Source organism: Micromonospora pattaloongensis (genome assembly GCF_900107255.1).
Taxonomy (GTDB): domain Bacteria; phylum Actinomycetota; class Actinomycetes; order Mycobacteriales; family Micromonosporaceae; genus Micromonospora_I; species Micromonospora_I pattaloongensis.
The window spans coordinates 705,445-728,504 of the sequence record NZ_FNPH01000001.1 but is presented as its reverse complement, the minus strand read 5'-3'; the positions used below and the strand labels follow the sequence as shown (position 1 = coordinate 728,504).

Annotated in this window: 22 protein-coding genes; 15 read left to right on the top strand and 7 right to left on the bottom strand. The window is 72.6% G+C overall.

From position 1 onward, the window contains the following. Positions 1-16: 16 nt before the first annotated feature. The 3 genes from lysS to BLW47_RS03545 all read left to right on the top strand — a co-directional run bounded on the left by lysS (position 17) and on the right by BLW47_RS03545 (position 4,935). Positions 17-1,525, top strand: a complete 1,509-nt coding sequence (lysS, locus tag BLW47_RS03555) for a lysine--tRNA ligase (protein WP_091551263.1) — start codon at positions 17-19, stop codon at positions 1,523-1,525. Positions 1,526-1,610: 85 nt separating this feature from the next. After that, positions 1,611-1,961, top strand: a complete 351-nt coding sequence (locus tag BLW47_RS03550; protein ID WP_091551260.1) for a histone-like nucleoid-structuring protein Lsr2 — start codon at positions 1,611-1,613, stop codon at positions 1,959-1,961. Between the two features lie 442 nt (positions 1,962-2,403). Then, a complete protein-coding gene (locus tag BLW47_RS03545) occupies positions 2,404-4,935 on the top strand; it encodes an ATP-dependent Clp protease ATP-binding subunit (protein ID WP_091551257.1) in 2,532 nt (843 codons plus the stop codon). 141 nt (positions 4,936-5,076) lie between these two features. On the opposite strand, the gene BLW47_RS03540 is transcribed toward BLW47_RS03545, so the two are convergent. Further along, complete coding sequence (locus BLW47_RS03540) at positions 5,077-5,961, bottom strand: HhH-GPD family protein (protein WP_091552491.1); 885 nt, start codon at positions 5,959-5,961, stop codon at positions 5,077-5,079. A gap of 146 nt (positions 5,962-6,107) precedes the next feature. On the opposite strand from BLW47_RS03540, the gene BLW47_RS03535 reads away from it, so the two are divergent. From BLW47_RS03535 to BLW47_RS03525, 3 genes are all read left to right on the top strand, one after another. Beyond that, on the top strand, positions 6,108-6,620 hold the full coding sequence (locus tag BLW47_RS03535) for a glycine cleavage system transcriptional repressor (RefSeq protein WP_091551254.1): 513 nt from the start codon (positions 6,108-6,110) through the stop codon (positions 6,618-6,620). Then, the gene (locus tag BLW47_RS03530; protein ID WP_091551251.1) at positions 6,617-7,177 is read left to right on the top strand and encodes a peptide deformylase; all 561 of its coding nucleotides are present in this window, start codon (positions 6,617-6,619) and stop codon (positions 7,175-7,177) included. The genes BLW47_RS03535 and BLW47_RS03530 overlap by 4 nt, the downstream gene beginning before the upstream one ends. Positions 7,178-7,272: 95 nt before the next feature. Next, entirely contained in the window at positions 7,273-7,983 is a 711-nt protein-coding gene (locus BLW47_RS03525; RefSeq protein ID WP_091551249.1) for a hypothetical protein, read from the top strand. A gap of 7 nt (positions 7,984-7,990) precedes the next feature. Here the strand turns inward: BLW47_RS03525 and disA are convergent, their stop codons facing one another. The 4 genes from disA to BLW47_RS03505 all read right to left on the bottom strand — a co-directional run bounded on the left by disA (position 7,991) and on the right by BLW47_RS03505 (position 12,696). Beyond that, positions 7,991-9,178, bottom strand: a complete 1,188-nt coding sequence (gene disA, locus BLW47_RS03520) for a DNA integrity scanning diadenylate cyclase DisA (protein WP_091551247.1) — start codon at positions 9,176-9,178, stop codon at positions 7,991-7,993. Between the two features lie 208 nt (positions 9,179-9,386). Beyond that, complete coding sequence (radA, locus tag BLW47_RS03515; RefSeq protein ID WP_091551244.1) at positions 9,387-10,811, bottom strand: DNA repair protein RadA; 1,425 nt, start codon at positions 10,809-10,811, stop codon at positions 9,387-9,389. Between the two features lie 84 nt (positions 10,812-10,895). Next, positions 10,896-11,660, bottom strand: coding sequence for a copper chaperone PCu(A)C (locus BLW47_RS03510; RefSeq protein ID WP_139307145.1), 765 nt, complete (start codon positions 11,658-11,660; stop codon positions 10,896-10,898). Positions 11,661-11,796: 136 nt separating this feature from the next. Next, positions 11,797-12,696, bottom strand: coding sequence for a UbiA family prenyltransferase (locus tag BLW47_RS03505; RefSeq protein ID WP_091551239.1), 900 nt, complete (start codon positions 12,694-12,696; stop codon positions 11,797-11,799). On the opposite strand from BLW47_RS03505, the gene BLW47_RS03500 reads away from it, so the two are divergent. The 3 genes from BLW47_RS03500 to BLW47_RS03490 are packed head-to-tail and all read left to right on the top strand — an operon-like array spanning position 12,695 to position 15,671. Continuing rightward, the gene (locus BLW47_RS03500; RefSeq protein WP_091551236.1) at positions 12,695-13,447 is read left to right on the top strand and encodes a methyltransferase domain-containing protein; all 753 of its coding nucleotides are present in this window, start codon (positions 12,695-12,697) and stop codon (positions 13,445-13,447) included. The genes BLW47_RS03505 and BLW47_RS03500 overlap by 2 nt on opposite strands. Before the next feature lie 2 nt (positions 13,448-13,449). Continuing rightward, on the top strand, positions 13,450-14,619 hold the full coding sequence (locus BLW47_RS03495) for an acyl-CoA dehydrogenase family protein (RefSeq protein WP_091552490.1): 1,170 nt from the start codon (positions 13,450-13,452) through the stop codon (positions 14,617-14,619). After that, the gene (locus BLW47_RS03490; protein WP_091551234.1) at positions 14,613-15,671 is read left to right on the top strand and encodes a type III polyketide synthase; all 1,059 of its coding nucleotides are present in this window, start codon (positions 14,613-14,615) and stop codon (positions 15,669-15,671) included. The genes BLW47_RS03495 and BLW47_RS03490 overlap by 7 nt, the downstream gene beginning before the upstream one ends. 12 nt (positions 15,672-15,683) lie before the next feature. Here the strand turns inward: BLW47_RS03490 and BLW47_RS03485 are convergent, their stop codons facing one another. Then, positions 15,684-16,403: a hypothetical protein gene (locus tag BLW47_RS03485; RefSeq protein ID WP_091551231.1), complete on the bottom strand. Its 720-nt coding sequence runs from the start codon at positions 16,401-16,403 to the stop codon at positions 15,684-15,686. Between the two features lie 326 nt (positions 16,404-16,729). Between BLW47_RS03485 and BLW47_RS03480 the strand changes: the two genes are divergently transcribed. The 4 genes from BLW47_RS03480 (at position 16,730) to BLW47_RS03465 (ending at position 19,581) form a co-directional block, all read left to right on the top strand. Beyond that, positions 16,730-17,215, top strand: coding sequence for a CarD family transcriptional regulator (locus BLW47_RS03480; RefSeq protein WP_091551228.1), 486 nt, complete (start codon positions 16,730-16,732; stop codon positions 17,213-17,215). A 58-nt stretch (positions 17,216-17,273) separates the two neighbouring features. Continuing rightward, the gene (ispD, locus tag BLW47_RS03475) at positions 17,274-17,984 is read left to right on the top strand and encodes a 2-C-methyl-D-erythritol 4-phosphate cytidylyltransferase (protein WP_091551226.1); all 711 of its coding nucleotides are present in this window, start codon (positions 17,274-17,276) and stop codon (positions 17,982-17,984) included. An 18-nt stretch (positions 17,985-18,002) separates the two neighbouring features. Continuing rightward, entirely contained in the window at positions 18,003-18,476 is a 474-nt protein-coding gene (ispF, locus tag BLW47_RS03470; RefSeq protein WP_091551224.1) for a 2-C-methyl-D-erythritol 2,4-cyclodiphosphate synthase, read from the top strand. 70 nt (positions 18,477-18,546) lie between these two features. Further along, positions 18,547-19,581 (top strand): tetratricopeptide repeat protein, encoded by a 1,035-nt coding sequence (locus BLW47_RS03465; RefSeq protein ID WP_091551222.1) that lies wholly within the window; start codon positions 18,547-18,549, stop codon positions 19,579-19,581. Between the two features lie 40 nt (positions 19,582-19,621). Here BLW47_RS03465 and BLW47_RS03460 read toward each other — a convergent pair whose 3' ends face one another. Further along, the gene (locus BLW47_RS03460) at positions 19,622-20,803 is read right to left on the bottom strand and encodes a homogentisate 1,2-dioxygenase (RefSeq protein WP_091551219.1); all 1,182 of its coding nucleotides are present in this window, start codon (positions 20,801-20,803) and stop codon (positions 19,622-19,624) included. Positions 20,804-20,898: 95 nt separating this feature from the next. Here BLW47_RS03460 and BLW47_RS03455 point away from each other — a divergent pair, with 95 nt between their 5' ends. Together BLW47_RS03455 and fahA are read left to right on the top strand one after the other, a co-directional pair. Further along, a complete protein-coding gene (locus BLW47_RS03455) occupies positions 20,899-21,759 on the top strand; it encodes a hypothetical protein (protein ID WP_091552489.1) in 861 nt (286 codons plus the stop codon). Then, entirely contained in the window at positions 21,756-22,961 is a 1,206-nt protein-coding gene (fahA, locus tag BLW47_RS03450; protein WP_091551216.1) for a fumarylacetoacetase, read from the top strand. The genes BLW47_RS03455 and fahA overlap by 4 nt, the downstream gene beginning before the upstream one ends. Positions 22,962-23,060 lie beyond the last annotated feature (99 nt).

Below are 23,060 nucleotides of genomic sequence, written 5' to 3'. Positions count from 1 at the left end.
TTCTTGGGAAGACTCAGTGACCGAGCAGACGCCCGTCCCCGTTGACGTGACCGACGACCTTCCGGAGCAGATGCGGGTCCGCCGGGAAAAGCGGGAACGCATGCTCGCCGAGGGGACCGAACCGTATCCGGTCGGTTATCCGCGGACCACCAGCCTCGCCGCGTTGCGCGAGCGCTTCGCCGAACTGCCGACCGATACGGCCACCGGGGAAACGGTGTCCGTGACGGGACGCGTCATCTTCCTCCGCAACACCGGGAAGCTCTGCTTCGCGACGCTGCGCGAGGGCGACGGGACCGAGCTGCAGGCCATGCTCTCGCTGGACCGGGTCGGCGCGGAGCGGCTGGACGAGTGGAAGCGTCTGGTCGATCTCGGCGACCATGTCGGCGTCACCGGCGAGGTGATCACCAGCCGCCGCGGCGAGCTGTCGGTGCTGGCCGAGTCGTGGGAGCTGACCGCGAAGGCGCTGCGGCCGTTGCCGGTGGCGCACAAGCCGCTGAGCGAGGAGGCGCGGGTCCGGCAGCGGTACGTGGACCTGATCGTGCGGCCGCAGGCCCGCCAGACGGTCCGCACCCGCGCCACCGTGCTGCGCAGCCTGCGTGATTCGCTGCATGGCCGCGATTTCCTCGAAGTCGAGACGCCGATGTTGCAGTTGCTCCACGGCGGCGCCGCGGCGCGGCCATTCGTGACGCACAGCAATGCGCTCGACACGGACCTGTACCTCCGAATCGCTCCCGAACTTTTTCTCAAGCGCTGTGTCGTCGGCGGCATCGATCGCGTCTTCGAGATCAACCGCAACTTCCGTAATGAGGGCATCGACTCTTCGCACTCGCCCGAGTTCGCGATGCTGGAGTGCTACGAGGCGTACGGCGACTACAACACGATGGCCACGCTGACGCGGGAACTCGTCCAGGACGCCGCCCGGGCGATCAGTGGATCGCACGTGGTGGCCCACGCCGATGGCACCGAGCTTGATCTGGGTGGCGAGTGGCGGTCGGTGACCCTCTACGGCGTGCTTTCCGAGGCGCTGGGTGAGGAGGTCACGGTCGACACCGACATGGCGCGGCTGGTGCAGTACGCCGAGAAGCACAATCTCGCCGTCGACCCGAAGTGGGGCCCGGGCAAGCTCGCCGAGGAGCTTTTCGAAGAACTCGTCGTGCCGCGCCTGCACGAACCCACGTTCGTGCGCGACTATCCGATCGAGACCAGCCCGCTCACGCGGGCGCACCGGGAGCGGCCCGGCCTCGCGGAGAAGTGGGACCTTTACGTCATGGGCTTCGAGCTGGGGACCGCGTACAGCGAGCTGGTGGACCCGGTGGTGCAGCGTGAGCGCCTCGTGGCGCAGGCGCAGTTGGCGGCAAAGGGCGACGACGAGGCCATGCAGCTGGACGAGGACTTCCTCCGGGCGATGGAGTACGGAATGCCCCCGGCGGGCGGCATGGGAATGGGAATCGATCGGCTGCTGATGGCGCTGACCGGCCTCGGTATTCGGGAAACCATCCTGTTCCCGTTGGTCCGTCCCGAGTAGTTGCCGTGTCCTATTGACGTACCGCGCATCTTTCAAGCTATTGTTCTCTTGTTTGCGGAACACCTGCTCGAAAGGATTGCGGCCCGTGGCCAAGCAGATCATTCACAAGCTGGTCGACGACCTGGACGGCGGCGACGCGGACGAGACCGTCAAGTTCTCGCTCGACGGCGTTCAGTACGAGATCGACCTCTCCACCAAGAACGCCGAGAAATTGCGGAACGTATTCGCTCCGTACGTGGCGGCCGGATCGAAGATGGGCCGCGGTGGCGTCGTGGTCGGTGGGCGTGCCGCCCGTGGTCGCGGTGGTGCGGCCGCCGACCGCGAGCAGAACAAGGCGATCCGCGCCTGGGCGAAGAAGGAAGGCAAGGACATCTCCGACCGCGGTCGCATCCCGCAGGAGATCGTCGACGAATACCACGCCAAGGCCGGGCGCTGAGACTGTCGTTTTCGCGGTCAGTGCTGGTCCCGCCGCGGCGGGCCGTCCATGCGGCATCGGGTACGGGGTTCTCGCCCCGCACCCGGTGCCGTTTGGCGTTTATGCCCCGGTCTGGTGTTGTCTGCCGCCCTCTGCGGCGTTGTCCACACCCCGTGGAGACGTTGTCCACAGGTTGTGGACAACGTCCGCTCCGGGCTGTGGACGATCTCCGGTGCGACGCGCGCGGCGGGATTTCGCTCAGCGCGTAGACCGCCGGGCTCTGGGAACAGCCGTGGAGCCTGCACAGTTGGATAAAACGTCGCGGACAGGGTCCAGCCCGGCAACGCACGGCAGGAGCAGAGTCGGTCCGCGGCGATAGAGTGATGCCACGGGCGTCCACCTGGACGTCCGGGCGCTGGCCCCGCCAGATCAATGGCGCACGGCACGTGAGGAGCACGAGGGCATGTTCGAGCGGTTCACCGACCGAGCGCGACGGGTTGTCGTCCTGGCCCAGGAAGAGGCCCGGATGCTCAACCACAACTACATCGGCACGGAGCACATCCTGCTCGGCCTCATCCACGAGGGTGAGGGCGTGGCGGCCAAGGCCCTGGAGAGTCTCGGTATCTCCCTGGAGGGCGTCCGCCAGCAGGTGGAAGAGATCATCGGCCAGGGTCAGCAGGCGCCGAGCGGGCACATCCCGTTCACGCCGCGGGCCAAGAAGGTGCTGGAGCTCTCCCTGCGTGAGGCGCTGCAGCTCGGCCACAACTACATCGGCACGGAGCACATCCTGCTCGGGCTGATCCGTGAGGGCGAGGGCGTCGCCGCCCAGGTGCTGGTCAAGCTCGGTGCCGACCTCAACCGGGTCCGCCAGCAGGTCATCCAGCTGCTCTCCGGCTACCAGGGCAAGGAGCCGGCCGCGGCCGGTGCCGCGCCGGGCGAGGCCGCGCCGTCGACCAGCCTGGTGCTGGACCAGTTCGGCCGCAATCTCACCCAGGCGGCCCGTGAGGGCAAGCTCGACCCGGTCATCGGGCGCGAGAAGGAGATCGAGCGGGTGATGCAGGTGCTCTCCCGCCGTACCAAGAACAACCCGGTCCTGATCGGCGAGCCCGGTGTCGGTAAGACCGCGGTCGTCGAGGGGCTGTCGCAGAAGATCATCAAGGGTGAGGTCCCGGAGACGCTGAAGGACAAGCAGCTCTACACGCTTGACCTCGGTGCCCTGGTGGCCGGTTCCCGCTACCGCGGTGACTTCGAGGAGCGCCTGAAGAAGGTGCTGAAGGAGATCCGCACCCGCGGCGACATCATCCTGTTCATTGACGAGATCCACACCCTGGTCGGCGCCGGCGCCGCCGAGGGCGCGATCGACGCGGCGAGCATCCTGAAGCCGATGCTGGCCCGTGGTGAGCTGCAGACCATCGGCGCGACGACGCTCGACGAGTACCGCAAGCACCTGGAGAAGGACGCGGCGCTGGAGCGCCGGTTCCAGCCGATCCAGGTGGGTGAGCCGTCGCTGGCCCACACGATCGAGATCCTCAAGGGTCTGCGTGACCGTTACGAGGCGCACCACCGCGTCAGCATCACCGACGCCGCGCTGGTGGCGGCCGCGACGCTGGCCGACCGTTACATCTCCGACCGGTTCCTGCCGGACAAGGCGATCGACCTGATCGACGAGGCCGGCGCACGGATGCGCATCCGCCGGATGACCGCGCCGCCAGACCTGCGTGACTTCGACGAGCGCATCGCCCAGGTGCGTCGCGACAAGGAGTCCGCGATCGACGCGCAGGACTTCGAGCGGGCCGCGCAGCTGCGCGACAAGGAGAAGCAGCTCCTCGGGCAGAAGGCCCAGCGGGAGAAGGAGTGGAAGGCCGGCGACCTCGACGTCGTCAGCGAGGTCGACGACGAGCAGATCGCCGAGGTGCTGGGCAACTGGACCGGCATCCCGGTCTACAAGCTCACCGAGGAGGAGACCTCCCGGCTGCTGCGCATGGAAGATGAGCTGCACAAGCGGGTCATCGGCCAGGAGGACGCCGTCAAGGCGGTCTCCAAGGCCATCCGTCGTACCCGGGCCGGCCTCAAGGACCCGAAGCGTCCGTCGGGCTCGTTCATCTTCGCCGGTCCGTCCGGTGTCGGTAAGACCGAGCTGTCCAAGGCGCTGGCGGAGTTCCTCTTCGGCAGCGAGGACGCGCTGATCCAGCTCGACATGAGCGAGTTCCACGACCGCTACACCGTGTCGCGGCTGGTCGGGGCGCCCCCCGGCTACGTCGGCTACGACGAGGGTGGCCAGCTCACCGAGAAGGTGCGCCGTCGGCCGTTCTCGGTGGTCCTGTTCGACGAGATCGAGAAGGCCCACCCCGACGTGTTCAACACGCTGCTGCAGATCCTCGAGGACGGTCGGCTCACCGACGGTCAGGGCCGCATCGTGGACTTCAAGAACACGGTGATCATCCTGACCACCAACCTGGGCACCCGCGACGTCGCCAAGGCGGTGTCGCTCGGCTTCCAGGCGTCGGAGGACTCCGAGTCCAACTACGACCGGATGAAGCAGAAGGTCAACGACGAGCTGAAGCAGCACTTCCGCCCGGAGTTCCTGAACCGGATCGACGACACGATCGTCTTCCACCAGCTCCAGCAGACCGAGATCCTCTCGATCGTGGACATCATGATCGCGCGGATCGAGAGCCAGCTCCGCAACAAGGACATGTCCATGGAGCTGACCGACAACGCCAAGAAGTACCTGGCGAAGAAGGGCTTCGACCCCGTGCTGGGCGCCCGGCCGCTGCGCCGGACCATCCAGCGCGACATCGAGGACAACCTGTCGGAGCGGATCCTGTTCAACGAGCTCAAGCCGGGTCAGATCGTGGTCATCGACTGCGAGGGTGACCCGGAGGACACCGACAAGTCGCGCCTGGTGTTCCGCGGCGCGGACAAGCCGGTGGTCGTGCCGGACGCCGTGCCGGCCGATCTCGGCGGCACCGCCGCCGCCGGCGCCGACGAGTAATCGGTAGTCAGCTCAGCGACCGGCCCCGGTCGAGCGGTTCCCCCGCTCGACCGGGGCCGTTCCGTATCTCCACCCATCGACCGCGACGATCCGCACCACCTCCAGGCGCGAATCCGCGCCACGGCTGCAAGCCCGTGGCGGTCATCCGGGGCGGTCGCCGGCGAGGACGCAGGCGTCGCCGACCAGCTCCACCAGGCCGTCGGCGACCAGGCCCGCCAGCGCGCGCGAGCGCTGCGCGGCGTCCGCCCAGACCAGGTCCAACCGCTCATGCGGCACCGGGCCGGTCGCCTCCCGCAGCACCGCCAGCAGCAGCCCGCGAACCTGGCGGTCGGTGCCGGCGTACTGCTGCGGACGGCGGGTCGGGCCGGTCGGCGCCGGCCGCCCGGACGCCCGCCACGCGCAGACCTCCGTCACCGGGCAGTCCGCGCAGCGCGGCGTGCGGGCCGTGCAGATCAACGCGCCCAGCTCCATGAAGGCGGCGCTCGCCCGCGCGGCCCGGACCGGCTCGGCGGGGAGCAGTGCCTCGGTCGCCACCAGATCGGCCGGCCGGGTCGCCGGGCCGGCGTCCGGTTCCCCGGCCACCGCCCGCGCCACGAACCGGCGCACGTTCGTGTCCACCACCGGATGCCGCTGCCCGTACGCGAACGTCGCGACCGCCCGCGCCGTGTAGGTGCCGACGCCGGGGAGCGCCAGCAGAGCGTCCAGGTCGGTCGGCACCACGCCGCTGTGCCGTTCGACGATCGCCACCGCGCACTCGCGCAGCCGCAGCGCGCGTCGCGGATAGCCCAACCGACCCCACATCCGGATCGCCTCGGCCGGGGTGTCCGCCGCCAGGGCCGCGGGGGTGGGCCAGCGGCTGAGCCAGGCACGCCACGCCGGCAGCACCCGTACGACCGGGGTCTGCTGCAGCATGATCTCGCTGACCAGGATCGCCCAGGCCCCCACGTCGGGCTCCCGCCACGGCAGGTCACGGGCGTTCTCGTCGTACCACCGGATGGCCGCGGCGGCGAGCGTGGTTTCGGGCATGGCGGGGTCGATCCTGTCACGCCCGTCCCGATCGCTGCCGCCCGCCCACCGCCGGAACGGGGGGATGACGACGATCACGTCCCGTACCGTGGACGCGCCGGGCCGGCCGGCCGCGCGCGCGTCCGGCGATCGGGCAGACTGCCCGGATGAACGAGCTTGCGATCACCGTGATCGGACGGGACCGGCCCGGCATCGTGGCGGACGTCGCCGAGGTGCTCGCCGGACTCGGCGCCAACCTCACCGATTCCACCATGACCCGGCTGCGCGGACACTTCGCGATGACGTTGGTCTGCTCGGGGCCGGCCGCGCCGCAGGTCGAGGCCGCGCTCGAGCCGCTCACCGCCGACGGGCAACTGCTGGCGACGGTGCGGATCGTCCGCGGCGACGGGGCCGCCCTCTCCGGCGGCGAGCCGTACGTCATGAGCGTGCACGGCGCCGACCGGCTCGGCATCGTCGCGGCGGTGACCCGCGTGCTGGCCGAGGCGGGCGGCAACATCACGGACCTCACCACCCGGCTCAGCGGATCGCTCTACGTGCTCGTCGCCGAGGTGGAGCTGGCCCCGGAGGTCGTGGAGCGGGTCACGGCGCGGCTCGCGGAGGTGGGGCGCGGCCTCGATGTCGAGGTGACGCTGCGCCGCTCCGAGTCGGACGTGCTGTGAGCGGCGAGGGCACGGGCCTCGGCGACTGGACGGTCGACGCGCTCGGGGTGGCCGGTCAGGTGCAGCCGGTGGTGACCGCGCCGGACGCGGTGCTGAGCCGGGCGGGCGAGGAGGTGGACCCGACCGCCCCGGAGACCGTGCAGCTCGCCGCGGACCTGGTGGCCACCATGCGGGTCTCGCCGGGCTGTGTGGGGCTGGCCGCGCCGCAGATCGGGGTCGGCGCCCGCGTGTTCGCCGTCGATGTCACCGGGCATCCCAAGGCGCTGACGGTGCACGGCACCTTCGTGCTCTGCAACGCCTCGCTGGTCGAGGCGACGCGGTGGAAGGCCGGGCGCGAGGGATGCATGTCCGTGCCGGACCTGACCGGCGACGTCAAGCGCGCCGGCCGGGTCGTGGTGGAGGGGGTGCTGCCCGGCACGGGGGAGCCGGTGCGCCTGACGACCGACGGGTTCGAGGCGCGCGCCCTGCAACACGAGATCGACCACTGTGCCGGCCTGCTCTTCCTCGACCGGGTGGCCGGGGCGCATGCGGTGTACCAACGCAAGGTATACCTGTGATGCACAACGATCTCTGAAAGCGGTGACGCGTCGGTGCGCGTCGCCCCGGCGCGTCGTCGGGATCAACGCGATCCGCCCCGATACGGTGAGGCATCATGCGACTGACGGTTGGGCCACTGCCGACCGCCGTCTACTGGCGGCGGCGAGCCGCGGTGCTCGGCGCGCTGCTGGTTTTCCTAATGATCATCGTCTACTCGTGCAGTGGATCCGGTGGCGACGACCGGAAGACCGGCGCGAACGGCTCGCCGAGCCCGGATGCCTCCGCGCCGGCCAGCCCCGGCGTGCTCACGCCGGAGACCGGCGCGCCGCCCACGGAGGACGACGACGTGGTGGATGCGCCGGGCAGCGCCGATCCGCCGACCGACACGGCGCCGACGCAGGAGCAGCCGGCCGTCGGGGCGGTGGACGGCGACGCGTGCACGGACGCGGAGATCTCGGTGACGCCGGTGCCGGCGCAGAGCGCCGTGCGGCAGGGCGGGACGATCGAGTTGCGCCTGAAGGTCAAGAACGTCTCTGCGCGGACCTGCAGCCGCGACGTCGGGGCGGACCTTCAGGAGATCTACATCAAGCAGGGCGCCCGGACCGTGTGGTCCTCGGACCGCTGCGGCATCGCGAAGGGGTCGCGGGTGGAGGCGTTCTCGCCCGCCTTCGAGCGCGAGTACCAGGTCTCCTGGAACGGCCGCCTCTCCACCGCCTGCGCGAACGGGATGGCGACCGGAAACCCCGCGCCGGCCGGCGACTACCAGGTCTTCGGCCGGGTGGGCAGCAAGGTGAGCGACCCGGTGCGGCTGCAGGTCGTCGCCTGACGCGCCGTCAGACGTAACGCTCCAAGATGGATGCCTCGGCGAGCCGGGACAGTCCCTCCCGTACGCCGCGGGCGCGCGCGTCGCCCACCCCGTCGACGGCCTGCAGGTCTTCGACGGTCGCGCCGAGCAGCCGCTGCAGGCTTCCGAAGTGATCGACGAGACGGTCGACGACCATGCCGGGCAGCCGCGGCACCTTGGCCAGCAGCCGGAAGCCGCGCGGGCTGACCGCCGCGTCGAGCGCGTCGGACGCGCCCGGGTAGCCGATCGCCTTGGCGACCGCGACCAGATCGATCATCTCGGTCGCGGTTAGCAGGTCGAGCTCCACCAGCGCCTCGTCCAGGGTGCGCGCCTTCCGGCCCACCGGCAGGTAGTCGCGGATCACCAGCGTCCGGTCCGCGTCGACGCCGGCCATCAGCTCGTCGAGTTGCAGCGCGAGGAGCCGGCCGTCGGTGCCGAGCTCGACGACGTACCCGGAGATCTCGTCAGCGATCCGGCGGACCATCTCGAGGCGCTGTACGACGGCGACCGCGTCCCGGACCGTGACGAGGTCCTCGATCTCCAGCGCGGACAGCGTCCCCGAGACCTCGTCCAACCGCAGCTTGTAACGCTCCAGCGTGGCCAGCGCCTGATTGGCGCGGGACAGGATCGCGGCGGAGTCGTCGAGGACGTGCCGCTGGCCGTTGACGTAGAGGCTGATGATGCGCATCGACTGGCTGACCGAGATGACCGGGTAGCCGGTCTGCCGGGCGACACGTTCGGCGGTGCGGTGGCGGGTGCCGGACTCCTCGGTCGGAATCGACGGATCGGGCATCAGGTGCACGGCGGCCCGGACGATGCGGGTGCCGTCGCTGGAGAGCACGACGGCGCCGTCCATCTTGCACAGCTCACGGACCCGCGTGGACGAGAACTCGACGTCGAGCGGGAACCCGCCCGTGCAGAGCGACTCGACGACCTTGTCGTACCCGAGCACGATCAGCGCGCCGGTCCGCCCGCGCAGGATCCGCTCCAGGCCGTCACGGAGCGCGGTGCCCGGTGCCATCAGCGCGAGGTTGGCCCGGAGCGGGTCGCCGGTGGGCCCTGAACCGGCCAGGGTGTTCCCGCTGGCGCTCATGGCGCGCCCAGGCGAGCCGACGACGCCGGCGCGGCCGGGTGGGCTGGCGCTGGCGGCTCTGTTCGCATCGCGGTCGATCGGCACGGGCACAGTCTACGGACCGCCATGCGCTCGGTGCTGTCGTGGTTACTGCGCAGCGCCGTGGGGCGCCCGCCGGCCCGCGCCGCCCGGCGATGGTCCTCCCGCACGGCGGCGCGGCATCGGTGCCCGGCTTGCGGTGACTTGACGCCCCTTGTCCGGGGCAGCCGCGCGCCCGCCGTCGTTGTCGCACCCCCGGCGGTGACCGGCGACATCATTCCGCCGAGAACTTCGCCGCCCATTGCAGCGCGGCGCGCACGTCAGTGACCTCTGTCACCTGCATGTTGTCGGCCTTCACGCCGGTGGACTCGGGGCCGCAGCCGGGCGGCACGAGCGCGAACCGGAAGCCGAGCCGGGCCGCCTCGGCCAGTCGGCGCGGCACGGCGCCGACCCGGCGGACCTCGCCGGTGAGCCCCACCTCGCCGATCGCCACCAGGTGCGGGGCGATCGCCAGGTTGAGGCCGCCGGAGGCGACCGCGAGGGCGACGGCGAGGTCTGCGGCCGGCTCCACGACTCGGATGCCGCCGACGGTGGCCGCGAACACCTCCCGGTCGTGCAGGGTCAGCCGCTCGGTGCGGCGCTGCAGCACGGCGAGGACCATCGCGAGCCGGGCGCTGTCCAGACCCGACACGGTCCGCCGCGGCGAGCCGGCGACGGTGGCGCCGATCAGCGCCTGCACCTCGGTGACGAGCGCGCGGCGCCCCTCCATCGCGACCGTCACGCAGGTGCCGGGAACCGGCTCGGCGTAGCGGGTCAGGAAGAGCCCGGACGGATCCGCGAGGCTGGTGATGCCCCCCTCGTGCATCTCGAAGCAGCCGACCTCGTCGGCGGCGCCGAAGCGGTTCTTCACCCCGCGCACCATCCGCAGCGAGGAGTGCTTGTCGCCCTCGAAGTGCAGGACCACGTCGACGAGGTGTTCGAGCACGCGGGGACCGGCGACCTGCCCGTCCTTGGTGACGTGGCCGACCAGCACGGTCGCGATGTTGCGCTCCTTGGCGATCGCGACGAGCGCCGCCGTGACCGCGCGGACCTGGGTGACCCCGCCCGGCACGCCCTCGGTGCCCGGGGTCGAGATGGTCTGCACCGAATCCAGCACGAGCAGCCCGGGCTTGACCGCGTCGAGGTGGCCGAGGACGGCCCCCAGGTCACTCTCCGCCGCGAGGTAGAGCTGGTCGTGCAGCGTGCCCATCCGCTCCGCGCGCAGCCGTACCTGGCTGACCGACTCCTCGCCGCTCACGACCAGCGACGGAGAGCCGCCGGCGGCCCACTGCTGGGCCACGTCCAGCAGGAGCGTGGACTTGCCGACCCCCGGCTCGCCGGCGAGCAGAACCACCGCGCCCGGCACGAGGCCGCCGCCGAGCACCCGGTCGAGCTCGGCGACCCCGGTCGGACGGGCCTTCGCCGGCGCGGCGCTGATCGTGGCGATCGGGCGGGCCGGCTCGGCGGGCATCCGCGAGCTGACCACGCGGCCGGAGACGACCGGGCCGGTGAGGGTGGACTCGACCACCGACCCCCACTCGCCGCACTCCGGACACCGCCCCACCCACTTCGGAGGCTGGTGGCCGCAGGCATCGCACTCGAACGCGGGCCGTGGCTCGCGGGAACGGGCGGCGGCGCGGGGGGCGGATCGGGAGGTCACGTCAGGACGTTAACCAACGGGTACGACGAAACGGGCCGGGCATGGCCTCGCCACGCCCGGCCCGCGCCGTAGCTCACGTTCGGCTCAGTGGCCGCCGCTGATCTCGTCGTGGCCCGCGCTGCCGCGCGGCGCCGGGCTGAGCGGCAGGCCCACCGGCGCCGCGGCGTGGAGTTCCTGCCGCTCGCCGTTGTGCTCGAACTCGAAGACCAGGTTCACCGACTTGCCCGGCACCAGGTCGCGGTCGAGCCCGTTCACCTGGATGCCTTCGCGGTTGCTACCCGCCAGGAAGATCGCGGAGCCGCCGGCCGGGATGGTGATCTCGGCGGGGCGCTCGGGCTCGCCGCTCGGCGACGCGCTCTCCGCCGGGGCGCCGCTCGGGCTCGCGGAGTCGCTCGGGCTCGCCGACGCGCTCGGGCTCACGGTGTTGGCGCCGCTCGGGATCGCGGTGACCGAGGCGCTCGGGCCCGGCGACGCGCCCGGGCTGGCCGCGCCGGCCGCGACCAGCGAGACCGACCGGCCGGACAACACGGAGTCCTTGCTCTCCGGGTCCTGCGGCGGGGCGGTCGTGATCCGTACGGTGATCGGGGAGCCGGTCATGTTGTAGAGCGCCACCGAGATCGGGGCGCTGCTCCCGGCCGGGTAGCCCTTCGGGTCCTTGTAGGGGACCAGGAGGTTGCGGAGCTGGATCGCGCCGTCGCGGGAGTCGGCGTTCACTCCCGGCACTGCGGAATCCTTCAGCGCGGTCTCCGCGAGCTGGCCAGTTCCGCAGCCGGCCAGCAGCAGGGCGCTGGCGGCGGCGCCGGCCAGCAGCACCGCAGCCCGGCGGGTTCCCCGGATCGAGCGCGTCACGTGGGTCCTCCTCGTTGCGATCGGCGCCGATTGGGGCGCCCGGCGCGGCGGTCACGGCCGCGCAGACCGGTTCCAGCGTAGTTGCCCGTGATCCGCCGCCCCGCGCCGACCCGCCATTTCGCCCCCGACGCCCGCGTCACACGACCCGGCCGCCGAGCACGAGCAGGAGCACATCCACGACGGCCACGAGCATCACCGCCCGGAACGCCCCCACCGACCGGCTCCCCCGGCGCTGCGCGGCGCGGCTGACGTACCACCCGGCCGGCAGGACCACGGCCGCGGTCGCGAGCGCGGCCCACCCCACCCACCCCGGCGGTCCGGGCGGTCCGAGGACCAGGACGAGGGTCGCGGTGAGCAGCAGCGCCATCGCGGCGAGCCGCGATCCGGCGGCGCCGAGCCGGTGCGGCAGCCCGCGTACGCCGGTGCGGGCGTCGTCGTCGAGGTCGGGCAGCACGTTGGCGAAGTGCGCGCCGCCGCCGAGCAGCGCCCCGGCGACGACCAGCCAGGCCGGCGGGGCGGGCGCGCCGGGCAACGCCAGCACGATGAACGCGGGCAGGGCGGCGAACGAGATCATGTAGGGCAGCACCGACAGCGGCGTGCGTTTGAGCGGCCAGTTGTAGAGCAGCGCCGACACCAGCGCCGCGGTCAGGCAGGCCGCCGCGGTCGCGTTGCTGATCAGCGCCAGCACCGGTGTGGCCAGCGCGGCCAGCACCCCGGCCACGCCCACGGGATCCCGGCGTACGGCTCCGGTCGCCACCGGTTTGTCGGCCCGGCCCGCGACCGCGTCCCGGCCGGCGTCGAGCCAGTCGTTCGTCCAGCCGACCGCGAGTTGGCTGGCCAGCACGGCGGCCCCGACGGCGAGCGCGCCGGCGGGCCGGTGCCCGACACCCACGGCGAGCAGCACCGTGACGGTCGTGACCGCGACTGCCGGCTCGGGGTGGCTCGCCCGGAGCAGCCCCAGACCGTGGCGTAACACCAGGCGAGTCATACCGGAAGTCTGGTTGTTACCAGCGAGTCGTGCCACGCTCAGCACCATGCGCACCCTGCCGCGCAACGATCCCCGCCAGTACGACGAACTGGCGGACCAGTGGTGGCGGCCGGACGGCGCCTTCGAAATGCTGCACTGGCTCGCCGAGGCGCGGGCCCGGCTCATTCCGCCGGCGCGCCACCCGCGCGCCGTGCTGCTCGACGTCGGCTGCGGGGCGGGTCTGCTCGCCCCGCACGTGGCCGCGAAGGGCTACCGGCACGTCGGCGTGGATCTGGTGCGCTCGGCGCTGCGGCAGGCGGGGGAGCGCGGGTTGACGCCGGTGCTGGCCGACGCCGGCGCCCTGCCGCTCGCCGCCGGCGCGGCGGACGTGGTCGCCGCGGGGGAGCTCTTCGAGCACGTGCCCGACCTGCCGGGGACCGTCGCCGAGGTGTGCCGGGTGCTGCGTCCCGGCGGGCTGCTGGTGCTGGACACGCTCAACGCCACGGCGTTGAGCCGGCTGCTGGCGGTGTCGGTCGCCGAGCGGGTGCCCGGGGTGCCGCGCGGCATCCACGACCCGCGGCTCTTCGTCGACCCCCGGGTGCTCACCGCCGAGTGCGCGAGGCACGGCGTACGCCTGGCGGTCCGCGGGATCCGCCCGACCCTGCCCGGCCTGCTGCGATGGCTGGTCCGGTGCAGCCGGCCGGGGCGGGCCCGGATCGTGCCGACGTGGTCGACCGCGGTGCTCTACCAGGGGCGCGGGACGAAGGACGGGCAGGGTCGGCGATCGGCGGGACCCGGGGTCAACCGCGAAGGGGGATGACGATGGTGGTGGATGCGTCGGAAGTGGCGCGGCGACTGGCGCCGCGGCTGGCCGCGCGTGCCGGGGAGTACGACCGGGCGGGGGCGTTCCCGGTCGAGGACTTCGCGGAGCTGCGTGACGCGGGGCTGTTCGGGTTGATGGTGCCGGGCCGGCTCGGTGGTGTCGGCGCGGGCTTCGCCGAGTACGTGGCCGTCGCGTACGAGTTGGCGCGGGGGAATGGGGCGACCGCGCTGGTGTTCAACATGCACGCCTCGGTGACCGGGGCGCTGAGCGCGGTCACGGAGGAGTTGGCGGAGGCGCTGGGGGTGCCGGACGCGGCGCTCGCGGCGCGCGACAAGCTGCTCGCCGACGCGGCGGCGGGCTCCTGGTACGCGGTGGCGATGAGCGAGCGGGGCGCCGGCTCGCGGCTGTCGCAGCTCAGCACGGTGTACGAGGCGGTCGACGGCGGATACCACCTCAAGGGCGCGAAGAGCTTCTGCTCGGGCGCGGGGCACGCGGACGCGTACCTGGTCGCGGCCCGCAGCGCCGCCGACCCGGCCGTGGTGTCGCAGTTCCTCGTGCCGGCGACGCTCGAGGGACTGCACGTCGAGCCGACCTGGGACTCGCTCGGCATGCGTGCCACCTCCTCCCACGACCTGCACCTGGACGTCACTGTCGGGCGCGACACGCTGCTCGGCGGGGTCGAGGGGCTGGCGCTGGTGGTCGCGCAGCTGATGCCGCACTGGATGGTCGCCAGCTACGCGGCGGTGTACGTGGGGGTGGCGCGGGCGGCGGTCGACGCCGCGGTGGAGCACGTCACCGCGCGCGGGCTGGCCGGGCTGCCGGCGATCCGGTCCCGGATCGGACGGGCCGAGGCGAGCGTGGCCGCCGCGAGGCTGGTGGTGGCGGAGGCGGCACGCCGGGTCGACGAGGCGCCGGGGGATCCGGAGACGAACCGCTGGGTGTGGCGGGCGAAGCTGCTCGCCGGCACGACCGCGGCCGAGGTGGCGGCCTCGATGCTGGAGGCGGCCGGCACCTCGGCGACGCGGCGGGGGCATCCGCTGGAGCGGCTCTACCGGGACGCGCGGTGCGGTTCGCTGCACCCGCCGACCTCCGACGTCTGCGCCGACTGGCTCGGGGTCGCCGCGCTCGGCGGGGACCCGGACCGCGAGGGATCGGCGCCGCGATGGTGAGCGCGCCGGTGATGGCCGGCATCGGGCTCGCGCTGCCCCCGTCGACGACACAGGAGGAGCTGTGGGAGCGCTTCTTCGCCGGCCGCTACGCGGGCACGACGCGTGCGCTGGCGGAGCGGATCTTCGCGAACTCGGGGGTACGGCGTCGGCAGGCGGCGGTCAGCCCGCTGCTGGAGGACGTCGCGGAGTGGCCGACGGAGCGGCGGATGCGCCGCTATCTGGTTGAGGCGCTGCCGCTGGGCAAGGAGGCGGTGGACCGCGCGCTGACCGCGAGCGGGCTGACCGCCGGTGACGTCGGGCTCTTCGCGGTCTGTTCCTGCACCGGCTACGTCACGCCCGGGCTGGACATCCTGCTCGCCCGGGACATGGGCATGGCGCCCGACACGCAGCGGCTCTTCGTGGGGCACATGGGCTGTTACGCCGCGCTGCCCGGGCTGGGGGCGGTGACGGATTTCGTCGTCGCCCGCCGGCGGCCGGCCCTGCTGCTCTGCGCGGAGCTGACCAGTCTGCATCTGCAGCCGTCGGCCGTCCGGGTGGACACGCAGCAGATCGTGGCGCACGCGCTCTTCTCGGACGCCGCGGCGGCCGTCGTGGTGGTGCCGGGAGCCGGTCCGGGGTACGCCGTGCGCGAGGTCACCGCGCTGACCGACACCTCCACCGCCGACCACATGACGTGGGACGTGACGGATCTCGGCTTCCGGATGGGGCTGTCGCCGCGGGTGCCGCAGGTGCTGGCGCTGCACGTACGGGATCTGGTCGGGCAGTTGCTCGGCCGGCACGGTCTGCGCCTCGTCGACGTCGACGGGTGGGCGGTGCATCCCGGCGGTCCGCGGATTCTGACCGTCGTGGAGCGCGAGCTCGGGTTGGATCCCGAGGCGTTGGCCGAGTCCCGGTCCACGCTCGCCGAGCACGGAAACTGCTCGTCCCCGACGGTGCTGCTGATCCTGGACCGGCTGCGCCGCGCGCCGCGGCCGCCGCGCTGGATCGTCATGCTCGCGTTCGGCCCGGGGCTGACGCTCTACGCGGCGCTGCTGTCCCGGACGTCCGACTGACGGCCGACGTGCTCAGCGCGCGAGCGACGGCAGGTGCCCGGCGTACTCCGTCATCGAGGTGGTCGCCGGCAGCAGCAGCACGATGTCGCCGGCCGCCCCGACCAGCAGCACGGTTGCCGTGGCGGGTGTCGGGGTCAACCGCAGGTGGCCGCGGAGCCCGCTCGCCGGGTCGGCGAGCGCGCGGATCGGCGTGGCGAGGGCGGGCGCGCGCGGCGCCGGGCTGGGCTGCGCGGCGCCGCTGGTCAGCACCACGACGTTCACCTCCGCCGGTACGGCGGCCGCGGTCGCGAGGATCTGATCGGCGCACTCGCACCGTTCGGGCAGCATGATCACGGCGGGCAGGAGCGCGCGCAGCGGCACGGTCGTCCCGTTCGCGTCGATGACGTCGAGCGCCGGCAGGGGCTGTCCGGCCCGGCTCCCGCCGGTGGCGGGCCCATGCGCGGGCGGTGGCGGCGAGCTCCAGCCGATCCCGAAGAGGCTGGTGAGGGTCGTGAGCATCGCGATCGCCACGATGAGCAGCGGCATCCGCAGCCGGGTGGGCGCGGTGGCGCCCGCGTCGGGGCGCCGGCTCGGACCGCCGGTCCGTGTCGCGTTCTCGCGCAGCTCGCGGCGGAGGGCAAGGGCCTCGGCCGCCAGCTCGGCGGGGTCGTCCGGGATGACGATCGGACCCCAGTGGGGTGGCAGCTCCGGCAGGCCGTCGGGCGGTCCGTCGGGAGAGCCCGGCCCGGCCATCGTCGCCCCCCTGTCGCTGCGCACCATCGATCGGGGTCACCGCCCAGCGTCCTGGATCGGGCCGGGTACCGCCAGTGGTGGTCGCTGGCCCGTACGGAGAGATATGCTTGAAGCGCCGAAACGCCCTACGTCCGATATTTACGACTCTCGCTACACGCGCGTGATCAAAAAGTCACGGAGAGTGTTGAAAACGTCGGACAGTCCGGTTGTCAAGCCGGAGAAAGACCTCTCACAACGCCTCTGAGCTGGGCTAACGGTCAGGCCCGGGGTGGGACATCGGTGCCTGAGCGTGTTACCCTAGACACAGCGAAAGGGGTTTCGAACCTATGGTTTTCAGTGTCGGCGAGACCGTTGTTTACCCCCACCACGGGGCCGCACTCATCGAGGCAATCGAGACTCGGGTCGTCAAGGGCGAGGAGAAGCAGTACCTCGTTCTCAGGGTCGCTCAGGGTGATCTGACGGTGCGGGTGCCCGCCGAGAATGCCGAGATCGTCGGCGTGCGAGAGGTCGTTGGCGAGGAGGGCCTGGGCAAGGTCTTCGACGTTCTGCGCGCCCCGCACACTGAGGAGCCGACGAACTGGTCGCGGCGTTACAAGGCGAATCTCGAGAAGCTTGCCTCCGGCAACCCGCTGAAGGTCGCCGAGGTGGTGCGTGACCTGTGGCGTCGTGAGCGCGAGCGGGGCCTCTCCGCGGGTGAGAAGCGGATGCTCGCGAAGGCGCGTGACATTCTGGTCGGCGAGGTCGCCCTCGCCGAGAAGAGCACCAAAGACGAGGCCGAGATCCTGCTCGACAAGGTGCTGACCGAGGCGTAAGACGCCGAGTCACTCGTTCGTTGCCGATCCAGCGCATCAACCAGCCGAGGACCGCGACGTGACCGCGCATCAAAATCCGCGCGGTGACGTCGCGGTCCTCGTTCCGGCTGCCGGCGCGGGCGTCCGGCTCGGTCCGGGCGCGCCCAAGGCGCTGCGACTGCTCGGCGGCGAGCCGCTGCTGGTGCACGCCGTGCGTCGGGTCGCCGCCGCGCCGTCCGTGGCCGCGGTCGTCGTCGCCGCCCCGGCGGCCGAGGTCGAATCCGTCCGCGCGTTGCTCGCCGACGTCGCTCCGGTGGTCGTCGTGCCCGGCGGCGACACCCGGCAGGAGTCCGTTGCGGCGGCGCTGCGCGCCGTACCCGCCGGCCCGCAGATCATCCTGGTGCACGACGCCGCCCGCGCGCTCGCCCCGCCCGCGCTCGTCGAGTCCGTGGCCGCCGCCGTGCGGGCCGGGGCCGACGCGGTCATCCCCGTGCTCCCGGTCGTCGACACCGTCAAGGAGGTCTCGGCCGACGGCGTCGTGCTCGGCACCGTCGAGCGATCGGCGCTGCGCGCCGTCCAGACCCCGCAGGGCTTTCGGCGGGACGTGTTGGCCGCCGCCCACGCCGCCGCGGTGGACGCGTTGACCGATGACGCCGGCCTGGTGGAGAAGCAGGGCGGCGTCGTCACCTGCGTCCCCGGTTCCGAATACGCCCTGAAGATCACCCGACCGTTCGACCTGGCGCTCGCCGAGCACCTGCTGGCGACCGCCCCGCCGGTGTCGGCCGGCTGAGCCGCGTACCCTTTCGGGGTGATCATTCCGCGGGTCGGCGTCGGCACCGACGTACACGCCTTCGAAGCCGGCCGCGCGTGCTGGGTGGCGGGCCTGCTCTGGCCGGACGTCGACGGCCTGGCCGGGCACTCCGACGGCGACGTCGCCGCGCATGCCGCCTGTGACGCGCTCTTCTCGGCGGCCGGCCTGGGCGACCTCGGCTCCAACTACGGCGTGGCCGAGCCGGAGTGGGCCGGAGCCGCCGGCGTCGCGTTGCTCGCCGAGACCGCCCGCCGGGTTCGCGCCGCGGGCTTCGAGATCGGCAACGTCTCGATCCAGGTGATCGGGGTCCGGCCGAAGATCGGACCGCGCCGGGACGAGGCGCAGCGGGTGCTCTCCGACGCGGTGGGCGCCCCGGTCAGCGTCTCCGGCACCACCACCGACGGTCTCGGGCTGACCGGCCGCGGCGAGGGCCTCGCCGGGCTCGCCGTCGCGATGATCCACCCCCGCTGACCCCGCGCGGCGCTTCTGTCGCGACAACTCCTTGATCGACGGGGTGCGGCGGCCGGCTAGGCTCGGCCGCGTGTCCAGCGACGCCGCCTCTTCCCCGGACGCCTCCACCGAGGGCTACCTCCAGCGCGCCCAGCTCCTCGCCGATCTCGGCCGCTACGACGAGGCGGCGGCCGAGCTGGGCTATGCCGTCGCGCTCGAGCCCGGCAACCCGATCGTCCTGACCGTTCTCGCCCGGGTGCACCTCGCGGCCGAGCGGCCCGACGACGCGTTGGCCGCCGCGGACTCGGCGGTTGCTGCGGCCCCCGACTTCATTCCGGCGGTTGTGGCGCGCGGGCTCGCCCTCGCCGACCTGCGCCGGTTCCGCGAAGCGGCGGCGATGGCGGATCGGGTGCTGGTGCTGGGCCCGGACGACGCGTACGCCCAGCGCAGCGGCGCGGCGATCCTGGCCGAGGCACGCAACGGGCAGCAGTCGCTGAACGCGGCGTGGCGGGGCGTCGAGCTCGCGCCGGAGGAGCCCGAGGCGCATCTGGTGCTCGGGCTGGTCGCCGCGCGACTGGAGCTCTTCGACCTGGCCGAGCGGGCCTACCGGGAGGCGCTGCGGCTCGACCCGGAGCTCGCGGAGGCGCGCCACGACCTGGGCGTGATCCGCCTCGAACAGCGGCGGTACGCCGAAGCGTTGGAGCACATCGCGGAGGCGGCGGCGCTGCAGCCCACGCGGATGGACGGCGGCCGGACGATCGGGATGGCGCTGCGGCAGCTCGTGCTCATCGGCGCCGGTTACGGGATGGTGGCGGCGGTGCTGGTCGCGTTCGTCGCGGCCGGCAGCGGGACCGCCTCGCGGATCTGGGCAGGGCTGCTGGCGATCGGCGGGTTCATCACGGTCTGGGTGCTCGCCGCCCGGCTGCCCGGCTCGATCAAGACGCTGCTGCCGAACCTGGTGCGCGCCGACCGTCCCCTCGCGCTGGCCGTGTACGCCGTCGCGGCGGCCCCCTGCCTGATCCTGCTCTACACCCTGATCGGCACCCCGTGGCCGCTCGCGCTGGCGATCGCGGTCAGCGCCCTCGCGCAGTTCGCGGCGTGGCGCGAACTGCTGCCCCGCGCGTGAACGCAGCGACGCCGGGCGGCCGGGGGGTGCCGCTCGTCCGTTACCGCTCCGTGGCCGGGCCGCGCCGGGCCCAGGTCCAGGCGTACGCCGTGTCCTCGCAGGCGAGCGCCGGGTCGCAGAGGTCGAGCGGCCGGAAGGTGTCGACCATGACGGCCAACTCGTCGAAGTAGTCCACCCCGATCGCCCGCTCGGCGGCGCCGGGCTGCGGTCCGTGCGTGAACCCGGCGGGGTGCAGCGAGATCGACCCCTGCTCGATCCCGGAGCCGCGCCGGGCCTCGTAGTTGCCGCCGGTGTAGAAGAGCAGCTCGTCGGAGTCGACGTTGTGGTGGTTGTACGGCACCGGGATGGCCAGCGGATGGTAGTCGACCTTCCGCGGCACGAACGAGCAGATCACGAAGTTCGGGCCCTGGAAGGTCTGGTGCACCGGCGGCGGCTGGTGGATGCGCCCGGTGATCGGCTCGAAGTCGTGGATCGAGAACGCCCACGGGTAGAGGTGGCCGTCCCAGCCGACCACGTCGAACGGGTGGTGGGCGTAAACATGACGGGTCCATCCGCGACGGTGTTGCACATACACCTCGACGTCCTCGTCGTCGACCAGCAGCGGTTCCGCCGGTCCCCGCACGTCGCGCTCGCAGTAGGGGGCGTGCTCCAGGAACTGCCCGCGCACCGACAGGTACCGCTTCGGGGGCCCGATGTGCCCGGTCGCCTCGATCGTCAGCACCCGGAGCGGCTCGGGACCGGTGGGGACGATCCGGTGGATGACCGAGGTCGGGATGATCACGTAGTCGCCGGCGGAGACGTCCAGCGCCCCGAACGGCGACTCCACCCGCGCCGTGCCGGACTCGACGTACAGGCACTCGTCGCCGATGGCGTTGCGGTAGAGCGGCGACGGGCGGTCCGCCACCACGTACGAGATCCGGACGTCGTCGTTGGCCAGCAGGTGCTGCCGGCCGAGCACGGCGTCGGCTCCGCCGCTGTCGAGCTTGTGGGTGCGCAGGTGACGGGGCTTGAGCGGCCGGTTCGGCACCCGTGTCCAGGCCGGCGGGTCGTACTCCTCGGCCGCGACGATCGCGGTGGGCAGGTGCCGGTGGTAGAGCAGCGACGAGTCGGAGGAGAAGCCCTCCTGCCCCATCAGTTCCTCGGCGTACAGCGTGCCGTCGGGCTGCCGGAACTGGGTGTGCCGCTTACGGGGCACCTCGCCGACGCTGCGGTAGTACGGCATGACAACCCTCCGTAATGTCGCGTTCACCGGCCGATACCGTCCGATTATCGGACGCTGTTGTCCGTTTCTCGTAGCGTCCACTAAGTTCTGTGTTCGTGTCAACGCAGGTGCCCCGGCTCTTCGCCGGACTCGTCGACGACGCCGCGGTGTTCCCGCCCGGCAGCGCCACGCTCCCCGCCGCCGTGACCGCGCACCGGAAGCACCGCGCCGCCCGGTACGCCGACCTGGTCGGCCCGCTGCTCGTGCCGGTCGCGGCCCTGGCCGAGCTGCCGCCGCTGCTGGGGGCCGACGAGCGAATCGACGTCGGCGTCATCGGCGACGTGCCCGCGATCGCCCGGCTGCACGCGACCCGGGGCGGACTCGACCCGCGGATCCGGATCCGGCAGGTCGAGGCCGCGGTCGCCAAGCGGGGCGAGGACCCGCACCCCGGGCTCGCCGAACTCCTCGGCCTGCCGTGGCAGGCCGACGGCGTCGACGTGTACGCGGAGATCCCGCTGACCTGGGGCCTGCTCGGTGCCCTCGACACGGTCGCCGCCGCGCGGGCGCGGGTCGGCCGGGTCGCGGCGAAGTTCCGCACCGGCGGGCTCGCCGCCGAGCTCTTTCCGACCCCGGTCGAGCTGGCCGCCGTGATCTGCGCCTGCCGCGACCGCGATCTCCCCTTCAAGCTCACCGCGGGGCTGCACCACGCCGTGCGCGACACCGACCCGGAGACGGGCTTCGCGCACCACGGCTTCCTCAACGTGCTGGTCGCCGCGGCGGCGGCCGCCGACGGCGCCGAGGTCGCGGAGATTGCCGAGCAGCTCGCGGTCACCGACGCATTGCAGCTGGTCGAGGCAGCGCGGGCGCGCCGGCTCGAGCGACGTCCACTGTGGATAGGGTTCGGCTCGTGCAGCATCGCCGAGCCGTTGACCGACCTGATCCGGCTCGGTCTGATCGATGGGGGCTACGAGGAATGACGTGGGTTGACGGCGCCGCCGGCTCGCCGTACGGGGTGCAGAACCTGCCGTACGGGGCATTCCGGCACGACGGACGCGAGCCGCGGCTGGGCGTACGCGTCGGGGATTTCGTGCTGGACCTCGACGGCGCGGAGGCGGCCGAGCTGGTCCTCGCGGGCGGCGCGCTGCGCCGGCCGGTCCTCAACGACTTCCTCGCGCTGGGTCGCCCACAGTGGACGGCGGTACGCCGCCGCATCATCGAGCTGCTCACCCTGCCGGAGCACCGCGCGGCGGTGGAGCCGTTGCTGATCCCGCTCGCCGAGGTCGAGCTGACCCTGCCCTTCGCGGTCGGGGATTACGTGGACTTCTACTCCTCCGAGCACCACGCCTCCAACGTCGGGCAGATCTTCCGACCGGGCCAGCCGATGCTGCTGCCCAACTGGCGGCACCTGCCGATCGGCTACCACGGCCGGGCCGGCACGGTCGTTGTCTCCGGCACCCCGGTGGTGCGCCCGTGCGGCCAGCGTCCCACCTCCGACGGCCCGGTCTACGGGCCCTCGGCGCGGCTGGACATCGAGGCCGAGGTGGGCTTCGTGGTCGGGGTGCCGACGGAGCTGGGCGACCGGGTGCCGATCGAGAAGTTCGCGGACCACGTCTTCGGGGTGGTGCTGGTCAACGACTGGTCGGCGCGGGACATCCAGGCGTGGGAGTACCAGCCGCTCGGGCCGTTCCTCGGCAAGTCCTTCGCCACCTCGGTCTCGGCGTGGGTCGTGCCGCTCGACGCCCTCGCCCACGCCCGGGTGTCGGCGCCGCCGCAGGACCCGCCGGTCCTCGACTACCTGCGCGACGAGCCGCACCACGGCCTCGACCTGCGACTGGAGGTCGAATGGAACGGCGGCGTCGTGAGCCGGCCGCCGTTTTCGACCATGTACTGGACCCCCGCGCAGCAGCTCGCGCACCTGACCGTGAACGGCGCGTCGCTGCGGTCCGGTGATCTCTTCGCCTCCGGCACCGTGTCCGGTCCCGAGCGGGACCAGACCGGGTCGTTCCTCGAGCTCAGCTGGGGTGGGCGGGAGCCGGTGACGCTCGCCGACGGCAGCGCCCGGACGTTCCTGGAGGACGGCGACACGGTGACGATCCGGGCGACCGCCCCCGGACCGGACGGCACCACCATCGGGCTGGGTGAGGTGACCGGCACGATCCTGCCGGCCCGCCACGGTTAGGACCCGGCCTTCGGCGCACCCCTGCCCGCGCCCGGTCGATGAACCCACGGTCGCGAAACGGCTACAGGTTCCCGGCGTCTGGCCTTACTGTTGACCCAG

What these genes read in the sequence shown, in the direction of transcription:
- BLW47_RS03545 (WP_091551257.1), top strand. Translation starts at nt 2,404, where the DNA reads ATGTTCGAGCGGTTCACCGACCGAGCGCGACGGGTTGTCGTCCTGGCC.
- BLW47_RS03540 (WP_091552491.1), bottom strand. Translation starts at nt 5,961, where the DNA reads ATGCCCGAAACCACGCTCGCCGCCGCGGCCATCCGGTGGTACGACGAG.
- BLW47_RS03535 (WP_091551254.1), top strand. Translation starts at nt 6,108, where the DNA reads ATGAACGAGCTTGCGATCACCGTGATCGGACGGGACCGGCCCGGCATC.
- BLW47_RS03525 (WP_091551249.1), top strand. Translation starts at nt 7,273, where the DNA reads ATGCGACTGACGGTTGGGCCACTGCCGACCGCCGTCTACTGGCGGCGG.
- BLW47_RS03500 (WP_091551236.1), top strand. Translation starts at nt 12,695, where the DNA reads ATGCGCACCCTGCCGCGCAACGATCCCCGCCAGTACGACGAACTGGCG.
- BLW47_RS03505 (WP_091551239.1), bottom strand. Translation starts at nt 12,696, where the DNA reads ATGGTGCTGAGCGTGGCACGACTCGCTGGTAACAACCAGACTTCCGGT.
- BLW47_RS03495 (WP_091552490.1), top strand. Translation starts at nt 13,450, where the DNA reads ATGGTGGTGGATGCGTCGGAAGTGGCGCGGCGACTGGCGCCGCGGCTG.
- BLW47_RS03490 (WP_091551234.1), top strand. Translation starts at nt 14,613, where the DNA reads ATGGTGAGCGCGCCGGTGATGGCCGGCATCGGGCTCGCGCTGCCCCCG.
- BLW47_RS03485 (WP_091551231.1), bottom strand. Translation starts at nt 16,403, where the DNA reads ATGGCCGGGCCGGGCTCTCCCGACGGACCGCCCGACGGCCTGCCGGAG.
- BLW47_RS03480 (WP_091551228.1), top strand. Translation starts at nt 16,730, where the DNA reads ATGGTTTTCAGTGTCGGCGAGACCGTTGTTTACCCCCACCACGGGGCC.
- BLW47_RS03460 (WP_091551219.1), bottom strand. Translation starts at nt 20,803, where the DNA reads ATGCCGTACTACCGCAGCGTCGGCGAGGTGCCCCGTAAGCGGCACACC.
- fahA (WP_091551216.1), top strand. Translation starts at nt 21,756, where the DNA reads ATGACGTGGGTTGACGGCGCCGCCGGCTCGCCGTACGGGGTGCAGAAC.